At 54.7% G+C, this 22,462-nt stretch carries 21 protein-coding genes and 1 pseudogene; 17 read left to right on the top strand and 5 right to left on the bottom strand.

The window, feature by feature from the left end; genetic code table 11:
* The first annotated feature begins 68 nt into the window (after positions 1-68).
* From ACY1JZ_RS23865 to ACY1JZ_RS23845, 5 genes are all read left to right on the top strand, one after another.
* Complete coding sequence (locus ACY1JZ_RS23865) at positions 69-1,364, top strand: DNA polymerase IV (protein ID WP_462631232.1); 1,296 nt, start codon at positions 69-71, stop codon at positions 1,362-1,364.
* 42 nt (positions 1,365-1,406) lie between these two features.
* Positions 1,407-1,643 carry a ferredoxin gene (locus ACY1JZ_RS23860; RefSeq protein ID WP_270170163.1) on the top strand — a complete coding sequence of 79 codons (237 nt, stop codon included), beginning with the start codon at positions 1,407-1,409 and terminating at the stop codon, positions 1,641-1,643.
* A 390-nt stretch (positions 1,644-2,033) separates the two neighbouring features.
* Positions 2,034-3,884 carry a CHASE2 domain-containing protein gene (locus ACY1JZ_RS23855; RefSeq protein WP_270170165.1) on the top strand — a complete coding sequence of 617 codons (1,851 nt, stop codon included), beginning with the start codon at positions 2,034-2,036 and terminating at the stop codon, positions 3,882-3,884.
* Between the two features lie 38 nt (positions 3,885-3,922).
* Entirely contained in the window at positions 3,923-5,782 is a 1,860-nt protein-coding gene (locus ACY1JZ_RS23850) for a FecR domain-containing protein (RefSeq protein WP_270170167.1), read from the top strand.
* 49 nt (positions 5,783-5,831) lie between these two features.
* Positions 5,832-7,436 carry an NHL domain-containing protein gene (locus ACY1JZ_RS23845; RefSeq protein ID WP_462631231.1) on the top strand — a complete coding sequence of 535 codons (1,605 nt, stop codon included), beginning with the start codon at positions 5,832-5,834 and terminating at the stop codon, positions 7,434-7,436.
* 174 nt (positions 7,437-7,610) lie between these two features.
* Here the strand turns inward: ACY1JZ_RS23845 and ACY1JZ_RS23840 are convergent, their stop codons facing one another.
* Entirely contained in the window at positions 7,611-7,748 is a 138-nt protein-coding gene (locus ACY1JZ_RS23840; RefSeq protein WP_270170170.1) for a hypothetical protein, read from the bottom strand.
* A gap of 190 nt (positions 7,749-7,938) precedes the next feature.
* On the opposite strand from ACY1JZ_RS23840, the gene ACY1JZ_RS23835 reads away from it, so the two are divergent.
* The 5 genes from ACY1JZ_RS23835 (at position 7,939) to ACY1JZ_RS23815 (ending at position 13,385) form a co-directional block, all read left to right on the top strand.
* Positions 7,939-9,036, top strand: coding sequence for a quinone-dependent dihydroorotate dehydrogenase (locus ACY1JZ_RS23835; protein WP_462631294.1), 1,098 nt, complete (start codon positions 7,939-7,941; stop codon positions 9,034-9,036).
* A 22-nt stretch (positions 9,037-9,058) separates the two neighbouring features.
* A complete protein-coding gene (gene yjbM, locus ACY1JZ_RS23830; RefSeq protein ID WP_270170172.1) occupies positions 9,059-9,862 on the top strand; it encodes a GTP diphosphokinase in 804 nt (267 codons plus the stop codon).
* Between the two features lie 200 nt (positions 9,863-10,062).
* A complete protein-coding gene (locus ACY1JZ_RS23825) occupies positions 10,063-11,763 on the top strand; it encodes an RsmB/NOP family class I SAM-dependent RNA methyltransferase (RefSeq protein ID WP_462631229.1) in 1,701 nt (566 codons plus the stop codon).
* Positions 11,764-11,782: 19 nt separating this feature from the next.
* Positions 11,783-12,604: a pseudouridine synthase gene (locus ACY1JZ_RS23820; protein WP_462631293.1), complete on the top strand. Its 822-nt coding sequence runs from the start codon at positions 11,783-11,785 to the stop codon at positions 12,602-12,604.
* Entirely contained in the window at positions 12,594-13,385 is a 792-nt protein-coding gene (locus ACY1JZ_RS23815; RefSeq protein WP_462631228.1) for a Cof-type HAD-IIB family hydrolase, read from the top strand. The genes ACY1JZ_RS23820 and ACY1JZ_RS23815 overlap by 11 nt, the downstream gene beginning before the upstream one ends.
* An 82-nt stretch (positions 13,386-13,467) precedes the next feature.
* Here ACY1JZ_RS23815 and ACY1JZ_RS23810 read toward each other — a convergent pair whose 3' ends face one another.
* Together ACY1JZ_RS23810 and ACY1JZ_RS23805 are read right to left on the bottom strand one after the other, a co-directional pair.
* Positions 13,468-13,560 carry a YjcZ family sporulation protein gene (locus ACY1JZ_RS23810; RefSeq protein WP_270170180.1) on the bottom strand — a complete coding sequence of 31 codons (93 nt, stop codon included), beginning with the start codon at positions 13,558-13,560 and terminating at the stop codon, positions 13,468-13,470.
* A gap of 157 nt (positions 13,561-13,717) precedes the next feature.
* On the bottom strand, positions 13,718-15,103 hold the full coding sequence (locus ACY1JZ_RS23805) for an RsmF rRNA methyltransferase first C-terminal domain-containing protein (RefSeq protein WP_462631227.1): 1,386 nt from the start codon (positions 15,101-15,103) through the stop codon (positions 13,718-13,720).
* Positions 15,104-15,376: 273 nt separating this feature from the next.
* Here ACY1JZ_RS23805 and ACY1JZ_RS23800 point away from each other — a divergent pair, with 273 nt between their 5' ends.
* Together ACY1JZ_RS23800 and ACY1JZ_RS23795 are read left to right on the top strand one after the other, a co-directional pair.
* The gene (locus ACY1JZ_RS23800) at positions 15,377-16,516 is read left to right on the top strand and encodes an AI-2E family transporter (RefSeq protein WP_462631226.1); all 1,140 of its coding nucleotides are present in this window, start codon (positions 15,377-15,379) and stop codon (positions 16,514-16,516) included.
* Positions 16,517-16,613: 97 nt separating this feature from the next.
* Positions 16,614-16,718 (top strand): annotated as a pseudogene (locus tag ACY1JZ_RS23795) (IS1595 family transposase); the annotation flags it as partial.
* A 48-nt stretch (positions 16,719-16,766) separates the two neighbouring features.
* Here the strand turns inward: ACY1JZ_RS23795 and ACY1JZ_RS23790 are convergent.
* On the bottom strand, positions 16,767-17,090 hold the full coding sequence (locus ACY1JZ_RS23790) for a hypothetical protein (RefSeq protein WP_270170186.1): 324 nt from the start codon (positions 17,088-17,090) through the stop codon (positions 16,767-16,769).
* 20 nt (positions 17,091-17,110) lie between these two features.
* A complete protein-coding gene (locus tag ACY1JZ_RS23785) occupies positions 17,111-17,623 on the bottom strand; it encodes a GrpB family protein (protein ID WP_270170188.1) in 513 nt (170 codons plus the stop codon).
* A gap of 335 nt (positions 17,624-17,958) precedes the next feature.
* Between ACY1JZ_RS23785 and ACY1JZ_RS23780 the strand changes: the two genes are divergently transcribed.
* The 5 genes from ACY1JZ_RS23780 to ACY1JZ_RS23760 all read left to right on the top strand — a co-directional run bounded on the left by ACY1JZ_RS23780 (position 17,959) and on the right by ACY1JZ_RS23760 (position 22,417).
* Positions 17,959-18,702, top strand: coding sequence for a YggS family pyridoxal phosphate-dependent enzyme (locus ACY1JZ_RS23780; RefSeq protein WP_462631225.1), 744 nt, complete (start codon positions 17,959-17,961; stop codon positions 18,700-18,702).
* Positions 18,703-18,771: 69 nt separating this feature from the next.
* Positions 18,772-19,656, top strand: coding sequence for a pyridoxal 5'-phosphate synthase lyase subunit PdxS (pdxS, locus tag ACY1JZ_RS23775; RefSeq protein ID WP_462631292.1), 885 nt, complete (start codon positions 18,772-18,774; stop codon positions 19,654-19,656).
* Between the two features lie 69 nt (positions 19,657-19,725).
* The gene (glyA, locus tag ACY1JZ_RS23770; protein ID WP_462631224.1) at positions 19,726-20,973 is read left to right on the top strand and encodes a serine hydroxymethyltransferase; all 1,248 of its coding nucleotides are present in this window, start codon (positions 19,726-19,728) and stop codon (positions 20,971-20,973) included.
* Between the two features lie 7 nt (positions 20,974-20,980).
* Positions 20,981-22,063: a 3-phosphoserine/phosphohydroxythreonine transaminase gene (gene serC / locus ACY1JZ_RS23765; protein ID WP_462631222.1), complete on the top strand. Its 1,083-nt coding sequence runs from the start codon at positions 20,981-20,983 to the stop codon at positions 22,061-22,063.
* 117 nt (positions 22,064-22,180) lie between these two features.
* Positions 22,181-22,417 carry a thioredoxin family protein gene (locus ACY1JZ_RS23760; protein ID WP_270170196.1) on the top strand — a complete coding sequence of 79 codons (237 nt, stop codon included), beginning with the start codon at positions 22,181-22,183 and terminating at the stop codon, positions 22,415-22,417.
* The last annotated feature ends 45 nt before the right edge of the window (positions 22,418-22,462 follow it).

Below are 22,462 nucleotides of genomic sequence, written 5' to 3'. Positions count from 1 at the left end.
GTTGTTGACCCTGTGCCGGGGATAGAGTTATGATCATAGTGGACATCATACAAAGGGGATGCCTGAACATGAAGAAGTCGGTTCATGAGCATTATCCGGCAAACGGCAGGGTTATTCTGCACCTGGATATGAATGCCTTCTATTGTTCGGTTCACGAAGCGGAAGACCCTGCAAGCTACAAGGGGGTTCCGACAGCGGTCGCCGGCAGCGTGGAGCTGCGCAAAGGAATTATTGTCACCTGCTCTTATACAGCCCGCGGGCGCGGTGTGAAGACCGGCATGACAGTGAGGGAAGGGATGCGGCTCTGTCCACAGCTTGTGCTGATTAAGCCTGACTTTGATCTGTACCGCACCTACTCGCGTGCGTTCCTGGCGATTGCCCGGCAATATACACCGCTTGTGGAGGTCGTCTCGATCGACGAGTGCTATCTCGATATTACGGGCTCCAAGTCGATGGGCACGCCGCTGGAGATCGCAACGATGATTCAGTATCGCATACAGACAGAGCTTTCTCTGCCTTGCTCGATCGGTGTTGCGCCTAATAAGCTGCTGGCCAAGATTGCCAGCGACATGAAGAAGCCAAACGGGCTGACCGTGCTGCGAATTCGCGATGTGCCACGGCTGCTCTGGTCCAGGCGCTGCGATACGATCCCGGGAATCGGAAGCAAGACAGCGGACAAGCTGAGGCGGCTCAATATGATGACGCTGGGAGAGCTGGCGGCTGCGGATGTGGAGCTGCTGCGCAAGCAGTTTGGCGTTGTGGGCGCTTGGCTCAAGCAGGCGGCAAGCGGGTATGATGATTCTCCAGTCAATCCCGTAAGGGAACAGCGCAAGTCAGTAGGCCATACAACAACCTTGCCCCAGGATGTGAGCGATTGGCAGGATGTGCGCCGCGTGCTGCTTAATCTTGCAGATCAGACCGGCAGGAGGCTGCGCAGACAGCAGGAGCTGGCATCCGGTGTCCAGATTACGATCCGCACGCCGGACATGAAGACCATTACCCGCTCGACTACACTATCTGCTCCTATAGAATCGACAGATGATATATTTAAGCATGCCTGTACGCTGTACCAGACACATTGGACCAGCGGACAGCCGATCCGGCTGCTCGGCATCACCCTCCATCAACTGAGCAAGAAGCAGGACACAGCGCTGCAGCTTGACCTGTTCAGCTACGAGGAGCAGCCGCGCAAGGAGGCCTTGACGAACACAATGGATCGGTTAAGAGACCGATTCGGCGAGGGTGCCGTGCTAACAGCCGGAATGCTAGGGGACGACCCGTCGGCGCTGATCCGCAATCGCAAGCGGCGCGGAACGTCGCTGCAGCCGGATGATGAAGCATTTCATGTTGATGAGGAAGAATAATTCTGATATAGTATTCATGATAGAAATATAGGAGGGAACACCGTGGCTAAGTATACTTGGGTAGAGAAAGACACATGCATTGCCTGTGGAGCTTGTGGGGCAACCGCTCCTGATATTTATGATTACGATGATGAAGGCTTGGCGGAGGTAATCTTCAATAATGATTGCAATCGCGGGGTAACTGAGATTCCTGATGATCTCTATGATGACCTGCAGGATGCTGCAGATGGCTGCCCGACAGATTCCATCAAGATCGCTGACGAACCTTTTAATATGTAATCTTGCACGATTGAAATAGATGATGTGTTGGAATCCCTGGACGCTGGCAAGGCGTACCGGGGATTTTTTTGCGTAGAGGAGGGTGGAAGGATATGACGCTGTAGATAGAGGACATCACGGATTCCAATCACAGAGCGATTACTGGAAGCCAGTCGCCCCATAAGGGCGTTCAGTGCAGACGCGGGGAGGGATGAGGTTATTTCTAAGCTCTACTACTAAAGTGGTAGAGCTTTCCCGAAGGGAATTTTCGCTCAGAGCTGACATTATGATGTGAACTGTACAGGCCGGAACACCTCCAGAAGGTGTATTTTTTGTATGTTGTATTGCCAATGTCAGAAATGGTGCACTAGAATAAGAGAAAGGTGGCATACATAGAAAGGGAGGAACCAGGTGTCAATTCAAAAGTGGCTCAAGCTCGGGGCTGCAACCATGATGATTAGCATGTTCTGGATCTTCCTGGCAAGCCTGGGCTCAGGGGGGACGCTGAACTTTGTCGAGACGCCGCTGCGCGACCTGATGAGGCAAAAGTCCGATGCGGAGCGGGCGCCGGACAACCGGATCAAAATCATCAAGATTGATGAGGACTCGCTGGAGCAGCTAGGGCAGTTCCCGTGGGATCGCAGCCTGTACGCAGAACTGATCACCATGCTGGCTGAAGCAGGTGCCGAGGCGATCTTCCTCGATATTGTGTTGGCAGAGCCTGGCCAGAATCCAGAGGCCGACGCCTATATGGCGGAGGTGATGGGACGTTATGGCAATGTCATCTTGCCTGCTGTCTTCAACATGAAGGTACGCCAGACGGAAGCGGGCAAGCTGGAAGCGGATTCGGTCATCTATCCGGCTGCAACCATCCAGGCGCCGAGGGATCAGGTCGGTCATATTAATGTGATGCAGGACAAGGATGGCACGGTGCGGATGCTGACTATTGGCTTGCCTGACCCCGATGGGGAGATGATGCCTGCGGTCAGTGTCAAGCTGGCCAATCACCTGCTGGCGCCCAACGAACAGATACGATACGATTCATCGCATAACCAATGGCTTCGCGGCAGCCAGCCGATTCCGCTCAACAGCAAAAATCAGGTCGCGACTGATTTTTTCTCTGAACCGCGCGAGCAGATGACGGCAACAACCGGCTATGATACCCAGTCCTTCTTTGATGTGCTGAGCGGCGAGGTGCCTGCCGACTATTTCAGCGGAGACATTGTGCTAATCGGGCCATGGGCTTCGGGCTTGCAGGATGAGTATCTGACACCTCTGAGCAAGACGCTCCGCATGTACGGGGTTGAGATTCATGCCAACATGGTGCAATCGCTGGCGATGGGGGCGTTCTATTTCGAGGCTCCTGCCGGTGCCAATTATGCAATCATTGTCTTGCTTACACTGCTCGCACTGATGCTGTTTGAACGGTTCAGAGGCAGACTTTCATTTGCCGTCTATGCGGCACTGACAGCAGCTTATGTTGCCTGCTGGCTTAGTCTGTATTTCTTCTCCTCCCTGTTCATCTCCCTCACTTATCCGTTCCTGGCATTGACTACGGCTCTCGTCTGGTCAATTGTTGCACATTATACGGCGGAGCGGAGAGAACGCGGGCGCGTCACGAATATTTTCGGGCGCTTCGTACCGCGCAGCGTCGTGGATGAAATGCTGGCCTCGGGCAAAGAAATCAAGGTCGGCGGACAGCGTCGGGATATTAGTGTCATCTTCGTCGATATTCGCGGCTTCACGCCGATGTCGGAGCGGCTGCAGCCAGAGGAGGTCATCCAGGTGCTCAATGAATATCTCGATATTTGCACGAAGGCCGTGTTCCATTGGCAAGGAACATTGGACAAATTTATCGGCGATGGTGTGATGGCGTTCTTTGGCGCGCCGCTTCAGCTAGACAATCACCCGGAGCTGGCAGTGCGCGCTGCGCTGGAGATGAAACGGCAATCGGATATATTGGAGCAAAAATGCATCGAGCAATTCGGCATCGGCGTCAAATTCGGTGTCGGCATCAACTGCGGTCCGGCTGTCGTCGGCAACATCGGATCAGAGATGCTGCGGCTAGACTATACGGCCATCGGAGATACCGTCAATCTGGCTGCCCGACTGGAGTCGAACGCGAAGCCCGGCCAGATTCTGATCAGTGAGGAGCTGCACCGCCGCACGGGGCATCTGTTCGTTACGGAGGATATGGGCGAGATCAAGGTGAAGGGCAAGGAGAAGCCAGTGCGCGTCTTTGCCGTGATGGCAGATTTATAAGGATAGCGCACTGTACATAGGAGAGGAGAAGAAGCGAAATGGCAGTTAAGCGGGTAATGGCACTATTGATCACATTCTTGCTGCTCGCGGGGCCTGTCGGCTTCATGGCGGGCAACAGCGACGCCGCCGCGGCGAATCGGGTAGCGATCGTAACGAGCCTGAAGGGCGAGGTCAAGGTCAAAAAATCAGGCGGCAGCAAGACGTTCAAGGCGTTCAAAAATATGAGCCTGAATGAAGGGGATACGCTATACACCGGAGCCAAGGCGCAAGCGGTGCTGTCCTTGTCGAGCAAGGATGCCGATGAGGACAGTGTAACTGTCGGTGAGAACTCGCAGGTGGATTTCACGAAGCTGTCCGACAGTACAGGAACGAAGTCCAAGATGAGTATTTGGGCAGGCTCCATGTGGGTGAAGGTGAAGTCGATCTCCAATGCCAGCGATACCTTTGAAGTGGAGACGCCCACGTCCATCATGGGAGTGAGAGGCACCCAATTTTATGTCAGTGTATCGCCTGTAACCGGCGCGCATCAGACGGCAGTGCTGTCTGGTGTTGTCCGATTGGCGGCCAATCGGCTCACCCCCAGCGCTACAGTCTCTCTCTATCCAGAACAACAGATTGTTGTCGCCAATCCTGGCGGCAGCGCCATTCAACATCAGGTTTCCCCTGTCGATGTGGAGACGCTGATCAGGAACGCCTCTCCGGCGATCATTGAGGCGATCATTAAGGATGCTGGCAGTATTCATAACGAGAATGAAGCGATGATCCAGAAGCTGCGCGACTACATCAGGCAGCCGGGCGCTGCCACGCCAAGCTCATCCTTCCAGGATGTCGATGAACAATGGATACTCAATCTGAACGCCTCGGAGCTGCTGGCGAACCTCGCCCTCGAATCGATTGAGGAAGGGAAGTTTACCAGGGAGAGTATGCAGAAGATCGTGGACTCGGCCAATCTGGAGCTGCCTCAGGGCGGCAAGATTGATCTGTCTGGCAGCACCCAGCAGCAGCTTGAACCGTCTGAACGTGCAAGCATCGAGCGTGCTCGCTGGCTGATGGAGCAAGCAAGGGCAAGCAAGCAGGCGAAGGAGCAAGAGCGGCTTAAACAGCGGGAGCTGTCGCGGGAGCTTCTTGAGAGACTCGAAAATCAGAGTGCGCAGAACAAGGCGGCGAATGAATTGAAGCTGGAGGAGATTCGCAAGCAAGCAGAGGAAGCGCTGAAGAAGAAATATACCGAGAAGGAATGGGAGCAATATCTGGAGAATAAGCAAAAGGCAGAGCCGGAGAGCTCTAATCCCGGCAGCTCGGAGTCAGGCTCTTCTTCGGGGTCTAGCGGAGGTACAGTGACCGTACCGTCCACACCTGCTGCCAGATTGGCCTTCTCCTCGCCTTACAGCTCGGGCATGATAAGCAATCCTGAAGCTGGAAGCAGATTTCAGTTGGAGCTGCAGCTTAGCAGCTTTACGGGTTCGCGTGCAATTGCAGGCTATCAGATGAAGCTGGAATATGAGGGAGATTACATCGTCTTTGACGAGGAGAGCTTTGTTAGTGATCCGCTCTCTTACAGACAGAGCGCAGGTCTGTTCAATGTGGAGCCAGAGGGCGTAGATGTGCCTAATGCGCAGAGTGTGGATATTGTCCGATCTTCCCTGGCAAGCGGTGCAGGCAGCAAGGGCGAGGTGACATATGCAGTCTCCAAGTTCGATGGCAGCGCGGTATCAATCAACGCTCAGCGGACAGTCATGAAGCTGCCGTTCAAGGTCGGTGCCCTGCCGGCAGGAGCCGGACAGCATACGGCCAAGGTTCGTATTGTGGAGCTGGTTGCAGTGGATAGCAGCGGCAATCCGATCCAGAGCATCAGGCTGGGTGGCGAGCTTGTGCTGCAATTGAATAAAACAAGCTAGCACACAACGGACGCTTGGAATAGAGGTCATAGGGAGGGCGGACAACGAAATGAATAGGAAGCATGCAATAAATACATTCATCAAGCGGAGCCTGGCAGCAGCGCTTGCGGCACTCATCGTACTGCCGGCTGCAGCGGGCGCTGAGGCAGCAGCACAGTCGGGCAAGGATGCCATCTTGGCATCCAGGCATCTGTATGAGCTTCGGCTCTATGCCGGTACAGGGGAGATGGAGTGGCGAGACGGCGCAGCCAGACAGGCAGCCTTCCGCGGGCCAGCAGCGCTGTTGCCCTACGAGGGAGGCCTGCTGGTGGCCGATGCAGGCAACCAGCGCATCCGCAGCATACAGGACGGCAAGGTGACGACTCGAGTAGGGCAGGATCTGGGCACAGACGGTCTGGGCCTGCTGATGGGTGCCCTGCATGATGGTACGAAGGGCGAAGCGATGTTCCAGACACCAGCCGGCATGGGAGCTGCCCCGGATGGAAGTGTGGTGATCGCTGATGTCGATAATCAAGCTATTCGCCGTTTGGATGCGACAGGCAAGGTGACGACGATTGCAGGCGACGGCAAGATCGGGCTGCGCGATGGCAAGGCGGAAGGAGCGAGATTTCATCATCCGCAGGCTGTGGCCGTCGCCTCGGACGGTACGATCTATGTGGCCGATACGCTCAATCATGTCATCCGCCGTATTCAAGACGGCCAGGTCACAACGTTGAACGCGGCAGCCAGCCGCGCCATCGAATATTTCCCTGGCGTAGCGGATATGGCCGGAGATTATGCGGACGGGCCGCTGGCGTCGGCGAAATTCAATGAGCCTAGTGGTCTGGCGCTGGACCAGCAAGGCAATCTGTATGTTAGCGATACGGGCAATCAACGGATTCGCTATATTGATCTGTCTCGTGGCACCGTCACGACGGTAGCGGGAGGCAGCCAGGTCGTCTACGAACGAAACGCGTCCTATGCGGAGGGTGGTTATGAGGATGGTCTGGCGCAGAATGCCCGCTTCCGGGCGCCGCGCGGTCTGGCGGTGACGCCTTCCGGCGGTCTGCTGATTGCGGATTCCTTGAACCATGCGATCCGCTATCTGGCAGACGGTCAGGTAACGACACTTGCTGGCGTAGCGGGAGAGGCCGGCTCACTAGATGGCATCGCGGCCTACGCTTCCCTGAAGCGGCCTGTCGATGTCGCTGTTCTGGCGGACGGGACGATTGCTATCGCTGATCTGGGCAATAATCTGGTGCGGACGCTCGCTCCATATACGCTGCCAGCGGGCTTCACAGCAGGCGATACGGTGCAGTTGCTGTATAATCAGACGATCATCCGTTCTGATATTGCTCCTGTCATTCGCAAGGGGACGACATTTGTCCCGCTTCGCGTTCTCGCGGAAACGCTCGGTTACGAGGTTAACTATACGGGCGGTGCAGCATCGATTAGTCGTGAGGGAGTTGTCTATACCGTTAAGGAAGGCTCGGACCAGATTGTGAAGCGGATAGCGGGCAAGCAGGCGGAGACGGTGCAGCTTCAAGCAGCGGTGACGGTCAGCGGCGGCAGAATGCTGGTTCCTGTGCGCTTCTTCGCCGAGGAGGCTGGCCTGGATGTTCAGTGGCTGGGCTCGCAGAATGCGGTGTTGGTGCGCGAGCGCTACAGCAAGTAGACTGCTGCCTGATTGGAGTAAGAGGAATGAGGTGCTCAGAAGGGCTGGAATCCGTCTAAGCGAGCGCCGTCAACAGAACAGGAGCCTTGCATACCCGCATCGAATGCGGGGAGCAAGGCTCCTGGCTTGTCCAGCATATACCGTCGCTCTGGAGCAAGTATGGCGTTGCCGAATTTATGACAAAATAAGCAACAGGGAGACGGCAATGACGATAACAGCGAAGCTGGCGGCAAGCCAGATGATCGCCTTCTTATTGACTTCTTCCTTAGGCTTTTGCTGCAGAACCGGGGCGCGCTTGCGTGGTGCGCTCATCACTCATCAACCTTTCTATAACGAATATGAAGTTCAGATTACCCTCATTGTAATCGTTTTCGATTGCGGCTGCAACCGTTGCGCATCGGAAAAAGGGGCGAGCCAGCGGCAAGCAGGCTCTTTTCTTTTTGGCGGGAAACAGCTAAACTTAAATTCATGAGGCATACATAGAGAGAACGGAGTGAGACGTTTGTTGTACAAGACTATAGCCAAGCCGGTATTGTTCCGCATGGACCCGGAGAAGGCGCATCATCTGACCGTGCACGGACTGGCTGCGGCAGCGAAGATACCTGGCATGAAGGCGGTAATGAATGGCGCATGGGGAGCGCCTCGTTCCGAGCAGCTTGCTACAGAGCTGCTGGGCATCCGTTTTCCGAATCCGGTAGGTCTGGCAGCAGGGCTGGACAAGAATGCGCAGGCGGTTGAAGGGTTTTCCAGTATGGGGTTTGGATTCATGGAGGTCGGGACAGTCACTCCTAAGGGGCAGGAGGGAAATCCGAAGCCGCGGATGTTCCGTCTGCCGCCGGATGAAGGGCTTATCAATCGGATGGGGTTCAATAATGAAGGAACGGAGGCGATGGCTGCGCGTCTGGCTCGCTTGCACTCACGCCCGATCCCGCTGGCGATCAATATCGGGAAAAATAAAGTGACGCCTAACGAGACGGCACATGAGGACTACGAGCAATGCATCCGTAGTCTCTACCCCTACGGCGATTTTTTTGTCGTCAATATCAGTTCTCCGAATACACCGGATCTTCGCGAGCTTCAGCATGGCGATGAGCTGAAGAAGCTGCTGGCGACCGTGGCCGGGGAGATCGGCAGACAAGCGCAGCGAGATGGCGGCAAGGCCAAGCCGTTCCTCGTGAAGATTGCACCGGATATGACGGAGGAGCAGCTCGAATATACCGTCCATACAATACAAGAGAGCGGCGCGGCAGGCATTATCGCGACCAATACGACGATCTCCCGCACAGGTCTGACCCATTCGAACGCCAAGGAGACGGGGGGATTGAGCGGTGTGCCGGTCAAGGAACGCTCTACTGAGGTGATTCGCAGCGTCTACAGAATGACGGGAGGGCGTCTGCCTATTATCGGCTCCGGCGGTATCTTCACCGCGGAGGATGCCTATGAGAAGATTCGCGCCGGGGCCAGCCTGGTGGAGGTATATACCGCCCTCATTTATAAGGGGCCTACATTGCTTAAAGATATGAACAACGGCTTGATTCGGCTTTTGCAGCGTGACGGTTTGCGTCACATTTCGGAGGCGGTGGGAGCGGATCACAGATAACAGAGGTTGGAGGCGACGCATCGTGGATGGAAGGGATTGGAATTATTTTTTGCTTCCATATGAGCAAGCGGTTGAGGAGCTGAAGGTAAAATTCAAGACGATGCGGGGCGAGTTGAAGGTCAGGGAGTCGTATGCCCCCATCGAATTCGTAACTGGCCGTGTCAAACGGATTTCCAGTATTTTGGAGAAGGCCAAGCGGCTCCAGGTGCCGATGGATCAATTGGAGAGCGGAATTGAGGATATCGCCGGTATTCGGATTATGTGCCAGTTCGTTGATGATATTCGCCGCGTGGCGGACTTTATTCGGGCTCGCAAGGATTTGACGCTCATCGCAGAGAAGGATTATATTACCAACTTCAAGGAGAGCGGCTATCGCAGCTTCCATATGATTGTGGAATATCCGGTGCAGACGGCGCTCGGACTCAAAAAGGTGCTGGCAGAGATTCAGATCCGAACGCTCGCGATGAACTTTTGGGCAACGATCGAGCATTCACTGAATTACAAGTATAAGGAAAGCTTGCCAGAAGAGGTGCGTCGGAGATTGAAGACGGCAGCGGAGGCAGCCTCTGTGCTGGATAATGAGATGTCTAGCATCCGGCAGGAGATATTAAGCGCTCAGCGCGGCTTTGAGGAGAAATCGAATACAGTGTCCAAGGTGCTGACAGGCATCCAGGATCTATATTTTTATCATCGAGTGCGTGAGGCGGCGCAGTTCCAGCTTCGATTCAATGAGCTGTGGGAAAAAGAGAACGCCTGGGATATGAAGCAGCTTTCGGAGGATATTCAGGAGGCGATCTCAAGAGCCAAGGGCAGCGCTTTGTCTTGAGGGCAATACAGTAATCCCCGGCGCTCGTAAGCAGAGCCCGGGGATTGCTGTTGCCATTCATGCTGCATGAAGCAGCCCGATTAACCCCAAAATAACCCCAATAGCCAGGGAATGCACGCGCCTTCTCCAAGCTTGCAGTCCCTGGTTCACGGCAGGTACGTAATGGACATCATGAGATTAGAACAAGGAGACCGTGAAGGATGGGATTAGAGCTGCCTGCTGGCTTTGCCAGCAAAATGAAGGGACTGCTCGCAGCAGAGTTTGATGATTTTATGGCATCGTATGATGCCAAGCGATGGTACGGGCTACGTGTGAATAGACTTAAGCTGACGCCGCAAGCGTATGCTGCGCTCGCCCCGGAGGGGTTGCAGCTAAGCCCGATTCCTTGGGTGGAGGAGGGCTTCTATTATGAAGAGACCGCTCGTCCGGGGAAGCACCCGCACTATCATGCGGGTCTGTATTATATTCAGGAGCCGAGCGCGATGGTTCCGGCGGAGCTGCTGGATGTGCAGCCAGGCCATCGGGTGCTCGACCTGTGTGCGGCTCCGGGGGGGAAGTCGACGCAGCTTGCCGGCAAGCTCGGCGGAGAGGGATTGCTGGTTGCCAATGATAATGCACGGGAGCGCACGAAGGCGCTCGCCAAAAATATCGAGCTGGCGGGCGTGCGCAATGCGATCGTGCTCAATGAGGAGCCAGCCGCACTGGCCGAAGTGTTCGGCGCTTATTTCGACCGAATTCTAGTGGATGCCCCCTGCTCCGGCGAAGGCATGTTCCGCAAGGATGAGTCGATGATCCGGCAGTGGGAGCGGCATTCCGTGGAGCACTGTGCGCGGATGCAGGAGGACATATTGAACCATGCTGCGCGCATGCTGGCTCCGGGCGGGCGGCTCGTCTACTCCACCTGTACGTTCTCGCCAGAGGAGAATGAAGAGCGGATCGCCGCCTTGCTCGCCCGGCATCCCGAGCTGAGCGTGGAGGATGTGCCCTTGGCGCATGGCTGGCAGGCTGGCCAGCCGCAATGGATAGCGGCGGCTGGCGGCAGCGCAGACGAGCGCCATGCCGCGGCGCAGGTAGCGGGCACCGTTCGGCTGTGGCCGCATCAAGTGCGCGGCGAGGGGCACTATGCGGCGGTGCTGCGTAAGGCGGAGCAGCCGCCCGCGGCAGTCGAGCCGCTATACGCGGGCGGCTCCGACTTGCGAGCGGCGCGCAGCGGCTCGGCTGCCGCGAGCGCAGCGCCCGGCGGCACAGCGCCTGGCGTCGCAGCGTCCGGCGTCGCCGTGCTGTGCGCGAGCGAGCCCGGACTGCGGCGCGAGCGCACCAGCGGCGCGCAGCCGCGCGGGGGCGGCGCTGCTGTGCACGGCAGCGCGGGAGCGCATCGCGGGGCGGCCAAGGATCGCCGCGCCGCGAGCCCGGCCGCCTCGCACAGCCGCCAGAGCGCAGCCGCGGCCCCGCAGGAGAGCTGGCGGCAGTTCGCGGCCAGCTATCTTCATGGCGCCGGGCAATGGCCGGGGCGGCTGGTGAATTACGGCAGCCGGGTATATTGCCAGCCGGTCGGGGTGCCGGAGCTGGACGGGCTGCACGTCGTGCGCGCCGGCTGGTATCTGGGCGAGGCGGGCAAGCACCGGTTCGAGCCGTCGCAGGCGCTGGCGATGGGACTGCGCGCACCGGAGGCGCTGCTTACGCTGACACTGGCAGCAGGCTGCCCGGAGGCGCTGCGCTATCTGAAGGGAGAGACGCTGCATATCGCAGCGGAGCAGATTCGGCGCAGTCCCGAGGCGCCGCAGGACATGCCGCTCAAGGGCTATGTGCTCGTCTGTATCGATGGATTCCCGGTAGGCTGGGGGAAATGGGATGGCGGCATGCTCAAAAATGAGCTGTCTGCCGGATGGAGGTGGACGTAGGTTGGCTGGAAAAAATAAGATGCGGGTGGACAAGCTGCTGGCGAATATGGGCTGCGGGACGCGCAGCGAGATCAAGCGAGCGGTCAAGCAGGGCATGGTGACCGTGGACGGGCAGCAGGTCAAGGATAGCGGCCTGCAGGTAGACCCGGCGCTGCAGCGCGTCGAGTATAATGGGGAGCGGGTGCTCTACCGAAGCGAAATTTATCTGCTGCTCAACAAGCCGCAAGGCGTCGTCTCGGCGACAGAGGATCATCGGGATCGAACGGTTATCGATCTGCTGCGCGAGGAGGATCGCATCCTGCAGCCGTTCCCGGTCGGAAGGCTGGATAAGGATACAGAGGGGCTGCTGCTGCTGACCAATGACGGACAGCTCGCTCATGAGCTGCTGTCGCCGCGCAAGCATGTGAACAAGACGTATGAGGCGCGAGTACGAGGACGGGTGGATGAGCAGGATCGGCAACGGTTTGCCGCCGGGGTGACGCTGGATGACGGCTATGTGACGATGCCGGCAGAGCTGACGGTTCTGGAGGTTCGAGAGCAGGGGCAGCATGAGCATGAGGAGAATGATATGGATTCTGAGCATGACGCTCCTGCTCGGGAGGCGCATTCTTGGATTCGGTTGACGATTCAAGAGGGGAAGTTTCACCAGGTGAAGCGGATGTTCGAGGCCGTTGGCAAGAAGGTGCTGGAGCTGCGCAGAGTGGCGATGGGGCCGCTGCAGCTCGATCCCGCTCTTGCGAGCGGCCAATATAGAGAGCTGACGGCGGAGGAAGTAGCAAGCCTGCGCGCACATCGCGGAGGAAAGCCGATCAGCAAGGAGGAGAGCAACGATGAAGTATGATATGATCGCCCTGGACGTAGACGGAACATTGCTGACGGATGACCATGAGTTGACAGCGGGAACGATCGAGGCTGTGCGAGCCGCTGCATCTGGCGGAGCGGAGATTGTATTGTGTACAGGTCGTGGCCCGGCCATTACGATCCCGATATTAGAGCAGATGGGACTGGCAGGCACCGTCATTACACATAACGGGGCAGCGACGGTTGATTCCGCAAGCCGTGAGGTGATTACTCAATTCAGCTTCACGCAGGACCGCATCCAGGCCTGCCTCGCGTATTGCCGGGAGCGCGGCATTCATTATGATCTGAACACAGCCTTTGAGCTGTATATTGAAGCGCATGCGGTTCCAGAGGCCGAAGAGATGTACGGGCATTATGGAGCTTCGCCGATCCGCCTCAAGCCGGGCGCCCTCCCCGAAGGAGAGCTGGTGAAGATGTGTCTGTTCGGATCGCTCGAGGCCATCGATGAGATTCAGCGCGATCATGAGCTGTGGGCGGGCGACATGCAGTATATTCGCAGCGGCGACAACTTCCTGGATGTGATGCATCCACAAGCGAGCAAGGGCACGGCGCTGCGGGAGCTGTCTCGTAAGCGCGGCATTGATCCGGAGCGGATTATGGCGATCGGGAATTATTATAATGACATCGCGATGCTTCAACTGGCCGGGATGGGGATTGCCATGGACAATTCCCCGGACGAGGTGAAGGCGTCTGCGGATGTCGTGACGCTCTCCAACGGCGAGGAAGGCGTGAAGCATGCACTGATGACCTATCTGTATTGAACGAAATATAAGCTGCGTCCGCATAAGGGGCGCAGCTTATATTTATAATGCGGCTTCTACCGGTTGTTCAATTTAGGGGGAACTAGTACAGAAAACCGCGGGAAATGATTACAAGCAGAATGAACAGAACCAGGATCGCACCAGTCGACGTAAAGCCTCCAGCTACACCACTCATATTCAAATTCCTCCCTGAATAAAATTCCGGCGCCGTATTCTGGCCTTGCTTGAACATCTGTGTCGTGGCATCCGGTATACGTTATCATATGAACTCAGGCGGAATTCGATTGGACGCTTGCCCGACAGTACAACAATTGGGCATCAGGGGCGCGCGACTAAGGACGACGCAGACCCTTGGGCAGATGATTCTTCACTTGACCTCCGCTTGCCTTGCCCCAGCCCAGGGGCAGCCCTTCTACAGCAACCAGTCCCCAGCCGCTGGAGCCGCTCGCTGCTGGAAGGGTCTCGCCGCGGAGATAGGCGGCCAGGAGCGGGTCATCTCCATCGTAGCTCTGCACCCATGCGGCGGAGGAGGCGGGGACAGCCAGAGCCAGCGCGTGGGCGGGCTCGAAGCGTCCCTTGCGCACATAGCCAAGCTGCAGCCCTGGGCGGAGAATGCGCAGGCCATCCAGCGCAGCCGCTGGCAGCTCTCCTCCTGTTGGCTGAGGCAGCCAGTATAGCGCCTCGCCAAACCGCAGTGGTTGCCCCAGGCCGAGGGTGAAGCCGGGCAGCGACTGGCTGCAGAAGGCATGCCACAGCTCCATGTCGGCGCTCGCCGCGGAGCGGCTCCGCCCGTCCGTGCGGCTGCGCTTGCTGACTCCGCGGCGGCTGGGGCCGCTAAGCTCTGTATCGCTGCCGTCCGCTTGCTTGCGCAGCACAGCAACGAAATGTCCCTCGCCCCGCACCTCATGCGGCCATAGCCGCTCCATGCGCTGGAGTGAGAATTCGGGATGGCGCAGCAGAAACTGCTCGATGCATTCTTCATTTTCCAGGCGATTGAATGTACAGGTCGAATAGGCGAGGACGCCTCTAGGCCGTAGCATGATGGCAGCATGCTCCAGTATATCCGCCTGACGGGCAGCACACATCTGCGTATGCTCAACTGACCATTCGGCAATCGCATCCGGGTCCTTGCGGAACATCCCTTCACCGGAGCAGGGGGCATCGAGCATAATCCGGTCAAAAAACTGCGGGAAGCGCGCCGACAGCTCATCTGGCGCCGCCTGAGTAACGATCGCATTGCGAATGCCCATCCGCTCGACATTCTCGCTCAATATTTTCGCCCGGGCGGGATGAATCTCATTGGCGATCAGCAGTCCTGCGCCTTGCATCCGTGCGGCGATCTGGGTCGTCTTGCCTCCTGGGGCTGCCGCCAGATCGAGAATCGTCTCTCCAGGGAGAGGAGCCAGTAGCTCGACAGATGACATGGCAGACGGCTCCTGGATATAATACAAGCCGGCTGCATGGTATGGATGCTTGCCGGGCCGGGCAGGCTCCTCATAATAATAACCGTCCGCACACCAGGGAACCGGCTGAAGCCCGAACCGCTGCTTGGCTTCAGCAATCGCATCATCATAGGACGCAGCATCGCCACTTTTGAGTGTGTTCAGACGCAGCCCGGCAGCACGAGGCTCCGCGTAGCTGGCCAGGAAAGCCTCGGCATCGTGATGAAGCATACTTTTCATTTGCGTGATATAATATAAAGGAAGAAGTTGTTGCATAGGGATAAGACTCCTTTGGCTCATTGAATGTAGGCTAGGCCGATGAATGCTCGGGCTCATATGGCATGGGAAGAACCTTCGCTATAGCATTATAGCATATCCATCCGCGCTCCGGGTTGGCGGCAGGCTGCTGGCAGAGGGGCAGACTCGCCACGACCAGTAAGGGAAGGAGAGCGCTTGTAATAGCGGATCGTATCATTGTATAAATCATACTATATGGACAACTGAGCCTGCCGGCTCGTTATCACTTATGCAGAAGCGGAGGAACTAACGGTGGAAGGGATACGATCAAGCTCGGAACGATTTCGCCAGTTCATTTTGAACAACAGGTTTGTCATGTTTTTACTGGTATTGCTGCTCATTGGCCTGAATATTATGGTCTTCAACAGAATTGCTTTTATTTTCGTCCCGCTGGTTGTGCTGGTGAAGACGGTACTGCTGCCCATTATATTGACTGGTGTCGTCTATTACCTGACGAATCCGCTGGTGGATTGGCTGGAGCATCATAAGATTAAGCGTACATACTCGATTATCACCCTCTATCTTCTAATTATTGGCATTGTCGTCTTCTTGCTTCGCTCCGTCATTCCGCTCATTGGCAACCAGGTGATGAGCCTGGTCGATAATTTCCCGACCTATGCGGTACAAGTGCAGGGCATGCTCGATGAAAATGTGGACAGCTCCGTATTGAACCAGCTTCAGGAGTGGTTGAAATTCAATGTCGCTGACCTGCTGCAGCAGGCTTCTGATCAAGCGGCTAACCTTCTGCAGAATGCCTGGGCTGCAATTGGAGCCGTGCTCGGCAAGCTGACCGAGATTGTTCTGGCAATCGCGACCGTACCGTTCATATTGTTCTACCTGCTGCGCGACGGCAAGCGGCTTCCTACCTATATCCTGAGGTTTCTGCCAACAAGGCTGCGCGGCTCCAGCCTGGAGATCATGACCGAGATGAACCATCAGATCAGCTCTTATATTCGCGGTCAGGTTATTGTCAGCTTCTGTATAGGCGGGCTGCTCTATATAGGCTATCTGGTGATTGGGCTGGAATATTCCCTCGTACTGGCGATTATTGCGGCATGTACTGCCGTAGTCCCGTATCTTGGCCCTGCGATTGCGATTACCCCGGCGCTTATCGTGGCTGTCGTCAACTCGCCGATTATGCTGCTGAAGATGATCGCGGTCTGGACGGTAGTGCAACTGATCGAAGGGAAGTTCATCTCGCCGCAAATTATGGGTAAGAGCTTGAGCATCCATCCGATTACCATCATCTTCGTCATCCTGACAGCAGGCAATCTGTTCGGAATCTTCGGCATCATCCTGGCTGTGCCAGGCTACGCGGTGCTCAAGGTGATGGTGATGCATCTGTTCAGATGGTTTGAGCGGCGTTCGGGTCTGTATGAGCTGAAGAAGTGACGGGTTTTAATAAAGTGGGAATGGAGTAATAGAACAAGGCGCAGACGAAGCTTTCGTCTGCGCCTTTTAAATCCATTTACATCAATTTAACTCATATAAAGGTTTCTATCACAGCCAACATGTGAATGTGTATCATTGTCCCTTGAAAGAGTGGATGGATCGTTTCAATGGTGTAGCTACACGATACTTAGATAATTATTTGCTATTAGCATCATGTCAAAAACTAACTGTACAAAGGTTGTGTTCACATTTAGTTGAATACATTTGAAGAAATTTCACCATTAGAGTAGTAACGAATTGCCTTTCCTTTTTTTTGGGCATATTCAATCTCTCTTTTTGTGCTACTTCCAATGTAACCATTCACATCTATCACGAATATTTCATCAGAAATATCGATTTTTCTAAAATGGAGATTGCCAAGTCGTTCAGCTTGTTGCTCAGTTATTTCAAACCCTTCACTTTGCTCAAAGAAGGCGAGGCTGATTACAATATTTCCTTGCAGTGTAAGGAAAGCATTAGCCTGTTCGAATTGTTCTTTGAACTTTGTAGAGCCACATAAAGTTATTATTTTCATAATCATGGCCTTTCATAAATTTAGTTATATTTTGCAAACCATGCAAGAGCAAGCTGCTCCATTTCCGTCACAAACGCTTTCTTGGCTGGACTATATCCGCTTGTATCTTCAAAGTGTCGGGTTAATTCTTCCTTGAATCGACTGTATCTCACAACCTCTTCGGGATGAGCTTTTAGATAGTCTCTGAATACGAGATGCCGTTCAATTTGGGGGTTATTCATCTCATAGAAATGGATATGATGCGTTCTGTTCTCCCCACCCTTGCGGAATAACCTTCTTCCTGGAATGCCCCATTCTCCTGCAACATCATAACCAAGAGCGCGCATCTTGTCATTAAACAAATCAATCTGATGGATGCTTGTTACAATACACATCATATCAATGACAGGCTTAGCTTTCATTCCAGGAACCGATGTACTTCCAAAATGCTCAAACCGCACGATCTCCTCGTTAAAGATGGTTTTCAGGAACACAGCTTCCTCGTGAAAAAGCCTCATCCAATCCTCACTGAATTCACTAAGCCTAACCTTCATAACAGCCTCCTTACTTGTACTCGGTCAGAGTAAATATATTCCACATCATGTGACAGAATCCTGTCTGTCTGCTTAACAAGCATAAGTAAGAAGTTGAAGGTCTGCATTTGTACAGGAGCAAGTCTTCAAATGATATTATGGACTGAACAAAATTATCAGTTTTGGACATATAGATACAAACCATAATCTGATAAGCTAGCCTTATATTCTCCAACCAGAGATGACAGACAGATGAATAACACCGAGGAAGGCGAGGGCTCTTGATGGCAACACGGCATATCAAGCGCCAAGGGAAGCATCCTTCGACGAGGCGGGTGTAGAAAGAGGGGGAAGACATGAGCAATGTGGTGGAAGAGAATCTCAAGACGGTAAGAGAGCAGATGGAGCTGGCGTGCCGCTTATCGGGGCGTAAAGCCCAGGAAGTGCAATTACTGCTGGCAACCAAGACGGTGCCGCTGGAAAAGCTGCAAATGGCGATGCAAGCGGGCGAAACGCTGTTTGGAGAAAATAAAGCCCAGGAGCTTCGTGGGAAATTTCCGCTGATGGAGCAATATAACCGGGTGGAATGGCATTTTATCGGTCACCTGCAGACGAATAAAGTGAAGGATGTTGTGAAATATGTGACCCTGATTCACTCGGTGGACCGTCTGCGATTGGGCGAGGCTCTGCATCAGCAGCTCCTGAAGGAGAACAAGACCATGGATATTCTGATGCAGGTGAATACGTCCTATGAGGAGAGCAAATTCGGGGTTTCTCCTGAATTAGCTCTGGAACTCGTCGAGCAGTTGTCCCAGTTTGAAACGTTAAATATCAAGGGCCTGATGACAATAGGCAAGCTGAATGCGACGAATGACGAAACGCGCCATTGCTTTCGACTGCTGCGGTCTATCCAGGCGCAGATTAGAGAGAAAAACTTGCCACGCGTAGAAATGGATGTCCTCTCCATGGGCATGTCTGGAGACTTCCAGGTCGCAATAGAGGAGGGAGCGACAATCATTCGAGTTGGGACAAAAGTATTCGGAGAGCGCTATTTGCCGGATAGCTATTATTGGAATGAGAAAGCGCGTCAGGACGATTAGATTGATAGAGCGAAGAGGACGATTAGGACGATACCATTCAGAACATGAGGAGGCATAGATGTGAATACCATCCCGAGTACAGGTACAGAGGCAGTAAAACGAGGAATGGCGAACATGCAAAAGGGCGGCGTTATTATGGATGTGATGAGTGCCGAGCAAGCCCAAATTGCGGAAGCGGCAGGGGCGACGGCCGTTATGGCATTGGAGCGTGTCCCTTCTGATATTCGTGCAGCAGGCGGGGTAGCCCGCATGGCAGATCCGACGCTGGTCGAAGAGGTGATGAGGGTGGTCACGATTCCCGTCATGGCCAAAGCTCGCATCGGGCATTACGTGGAAGCCAAGGTACTAGAGTCGCTGGGCGTGGATTATATCGACGAGAGCGAAGTGTTGACCCCTGCTGACGAGGTGTTCCACATTAGCAAGAACGAATTTACGGTTCCGTTTGTCTGTGGCGCGAAGGATCTGGGCGAGGCCTTGCGCCGCATCCAAGAGGGAGCGGCTATGCTGCGCACGAAGGGCGAGCCGGGTACGGGAAATATCGTGGAGGCTGTACGTCATATGCGTCTGATCCAGGGTCAGCTTCGCAAGGTGCAGGGGATGTCGAAGGATGAGCTGTATCATGAGGCCAAGCTGCTTGGCGTACCGTATGACCTGCTGCTGGACATTCATGAGACGGGCAGGCTGCCTGTGGTCAACTTCGCCGCAGGCGGGGTGGCTACGCCCGCTGACGCTGCACTGATGATGCATCTGGGCGCAGACGGTGTCTTTGTCGGGTCCGGCATCTTCAAGTCGGACAGTCCTGAGAAATTTGCCCGCGCTATTGTTGAGGCTACGACACATTACGAAGACTATGCGCTCATTGCCAGCGTCTCGAAAAATCTGGGAGCGCCAATGAAAGGCATCGAAATCTCGAGCCTGCAGCAGCATGAACGGATGCAAGAACGCGGTCAGTAAGCGAATAGGAAGATGAAAGTGCTCGTGAATGCTCGTAAACAATATACATTTGTAGAGAGGGAGAGAACGATGAACCGATTGAATCAACAGGACAAGCTCATTGCGGACGCGATTAAGCAAGAGACCTTGCGACAACAGCATAAGATCGAGCTGATCGCCTCGGAAAACTTTGTAAGTCGAGCGGTGATGGAGGCATCGGGCACGGTACTAACCAATAAGTATGCCGAGGGATACCCAGGAAGAAGATACTATGCCGGCTGTGAATATGTGGATCGGGTCGAGGAGCTGGCTATTCAGCGCGCAAGAACGCTGTTTGGCGCAGAGCATGTCAATGTGCAGCCTCACTCGGGCGCTCAGGCGAATATGGCGGTATACTTTGCTTCGGTTCAATCCGGGGATACGATTCTAGGGATGAATCTGGCTCATGGCGGTCATCTGACACATGGAAGCCCGGTTAACTTCTCCGGCAGATTATATAATTTTGTAGCGTATGGTGTAGATGAGCAGTCGGCTCGTATTGATTTTGATGAGGTGCGCAAGCTTGCCCTTAAGCATCGCCCGCGTATGATTGTTGCTGGGGCTAGTGCTTATCCGCGAATGATCGATTTTGCTATGTTCGCGCAGATAGCTGCTGAGGTAGGAGCGCTGTTCTTTGTCGATATGGCGCATATTGCAGGAATTGTCGCTGCAGGTCTTCATCCTAATCCCGTGCCGCATGCCCATTTTGTTACGACAACCACGCACAAGACGCTGCGGGGCCCAAGAGGCGGCATCATATTATCACGTAAGCCGTGGGCGCAAGCGATCGATAAATCGGTTTTCCCTGGCGTTCAGGGCGGCCCGCTCATGCACACGATTGCGGCCAAAGCGGTAGCTTTCGGGGAAGCCTTGCAGCAAGAGTTCAACACTTATATCGCGAAGGTGCTGGACAACGCTAAAGTATTAGCCGAAGCCTTGGCAAATGAAGGATTCACAGTGGTATCAGGAGGCACAGATAACCATATTATTCTGCTCGACCTGCGTCCACTCGGACGAACTGGCAAGGAAGCGGAGCATGTATTGGATGAGGTGGGGATTACCGCCAATAAGAACGCGATTCCGCATGATACGGCAAGCCCGCTCGTCACAAGCGGCATACGCTTTGGCACACCTGCTATGACGACGCGAGGACTAGGCCCGCAACAGATGAAGGAGATTGCAAGGCTCATCGGCCTTGTGCTCAAACATCCCGACAGCGCTGCGGTGAAGGAGCAAGTGCGCCGAAGTGTAGCTGAAATCACATCGAGCTTCCCTTTATACGAAGGATTACAGGAGTGAATGGCTAGTGGTGTATACGTATAATTTTAGTGCAGGCCCCGGAGCCTTGCCGGCGGAGGTGCTGCTGGAGGCACAAGCAGAATTGCGAAGCTTTCAGGGGATCGGCGCATCCATTATGGAAATCTCCCATCGCAGTCAAGCCTATGAGACGGTTCATGATGAGGCGCAGCAGTTATTGAAGGAGCTGATGGGTCTCTCATCCGAATATGAGGTGTTATTTCTACATGGCGGGGCGAGCCTGCAATTCTCGATGGTGCCGCTTAATTTTCTGTCAGAAGGAAAGGTCGCGGGATATGTGCACTGCGGGATGTGGTCAGGCAAGGCGTGGCGGGAAGCGCAGCGAATTGGAGCGACTCGTCTGCTCGCAAGCGGGGAGGAGACCGGCTTCAAGCAGATGCCGGATTTGAGCCGTCTGCCGATTACGAAGGACATGGCCTATGTCCATCTTATCTCCAATGAAACAGTGGATGGCATCCAATTGCACAGCTTCCCGGATACCGGAGAGATCCCCTTGGTCGTGGATATGTCCAGTGATATATTGTCGCGTCCCATTGATTCCTCTGCATTCTCCTTCATTTATGCCGGCGCTCAAAAAAATCTGGGGCCTGCAGGTGTTACGATTGCCATAGTCCGTCGCTCCTTACTTGACGGTATTCCAGATACCATCCCTGACATATTGAATTACCGCATCCATGCCAAGCATCGTTCGCTGCATAATACACCGCCTGTGTTCTCGGTGTATATGGTGAACCTGGTACTAAAATGGATCGCGAATCAAGGTGGCGTGCAGGGCATGGCTGAGCGCAACCAGCAGAAAGCGGACTTACTCTATGATGTTCTTGACAACAGTGGCGGATTTTATGAGGGCTTGGCTTATAAGGATAGCCGCTCCTTGATGAATGTAACCTTTCGCGCACGCTCAGAAGTAGAGAGCAAGCTGCTTGCCGAGCTGGAGCAGGAGGGGTTCATGGGCTTAAAGGGGCATCGTGATGCTGGACACCTCCGGGCGTCGATCTATAATGCGGTTCCTTATAAACACTGCAAGGCACTGGCGGATTTCTTGATTGAATTTCAACGGCGACATGGCTAATAACGATAACACTGGCCTATGGTAATGATACGTTATTTGAAATTGATGATTCTCCTTTCTCTTCTATACTTAGATATAGTAGCCCAGCTACATAATGAGATGAAGGAGTGATGATCCATGGCACAAGCAGTATTCTATCATGCGGGCTGTCCCGTCTGTGTAGATGCAGAGCAAGTGGTGGTTGATTATCTCGACACAGCCAAAATAACGACGGAGATCGTGCATCTGGGTACAGCGCGAAACCGGATCGAGGAGGCGGAGAAGGCAGGAGTGAAATCCGTTCCCGCTTTGGTGCTTAACGGCAACGTATATCATATTAATTTCGGTGCCAGTCTTGAAGATGTGAAAGGTTAAATACCGCCAAAGAAGGTATCCCACGCGGTACCTTCTTTTTCTTGT

The organism is Paenibacillus sp. J5 (assembly GCF_054955055.1).
This window is presented reverse-complemented; position numbering and strand designations above follow the sequence as displayed.

Bases quoted from the DNA above. Each gene is read 5' to 3' on its own strand.
- ACY1JZ_RS23785 (WP_270170188.1), bottom strand. From the start codon at position 17,623: ATGAAGGTTAGGCTTAGTGAATTCAGTGAGGATTGGATGAGGCTTTTT.
- ACY1JZ_RS23850 (WP_270170167.1), top strand. From the start codon at position 3,923: ATGGCAGTTAAGCGGGTAATGGCACTATTGATCACATTCTTGCTGCTC.
- ACY1JZ_RS23805 (WP_462631227.1), bottom strand. From the start codon at position 15,103: ATGCAACAACTTCTTCCTTTATATTATATCACGCAAATGAAAAGTATG.
- glyA (WP_462631224.1), top strand. From the start codon at position 19,726: ATGAACCGATTGAATCAACAGGACAAGCTCATTGCGGACGCGATTAAG.
- ACY1JZ_RS23820 (WP_462631293.1), top strand. From the start codon at position 11,783: ATGCGGGTGGACAAGCTGCTGGCGAATATGGGCTGCGGGACGCGCAGC.
- ACY1JZ_RS23815 (WP_462631228.1), top strand. From the start codon at position 12,594: ATGAAGTATGATATGATCGCCCTGGACGTAGACGGAACATTGCTGACG.
- ACY1JZ_RS23865 (WP_462631232.1), top strand. From the start codon at position 69: ATGAAGAAGTCGGTTCATGAGCATTATCCGGCAAACGGCAGGGTTATT.
- ACY1JZ_RS23840 (WP_270170170.1), bottom strand. From the start codon at position 7,748: ATGAGCGCACCACGCAAGCGCGCCCCGGTTCTGCAGCAAAAGCCTAAG.
- ACY1JZ_RS23790 (WP_270170186.1), bottom strand. From the start codon at position 17,090: ATGAAAATAATAACTTTATGTGGCTCTACAAAGTTCAAAGAACAATTC.
- ACY1JZ_RS23810 (WP_270170180.1), bottom strand. From the start codon at position 13,560: ATGAGTGGTGTAGCTGGAGGCTTTACGTCGACTGGTGCGATCCTGGTT.
- ACY1JZ_RS23780 (WP_462631225.1), top strand. From the start codon at position 17,959: ATGAGCAATGTGGTGGAAGAGAATCTCAAGACGGTAAGAGAGCAGATG.
- ACY1JZ_RS23845 (WP_462631231.1), top strand. From the start codon at position 5,832: ATGAATAGGAAGCATGCAATAAATACATTCATCAAGCGGAGCCTGGCA.
- ACY1JZ_RS23825 (WP_462631229.1), top strand. From the start codon at position 10,063: ATGGGATTAGAGCTGCCTGCTGGCTTTGCCAGCAAAATGAAGGGACTG.
- ACY1JZ_RS23760 (WP_270170196.1), top strand. From the start codon at position 22,181: ATGGCACAAGCAGTATTCTATCATGCGGGCTGTCCCGTCTGTGTAGAT.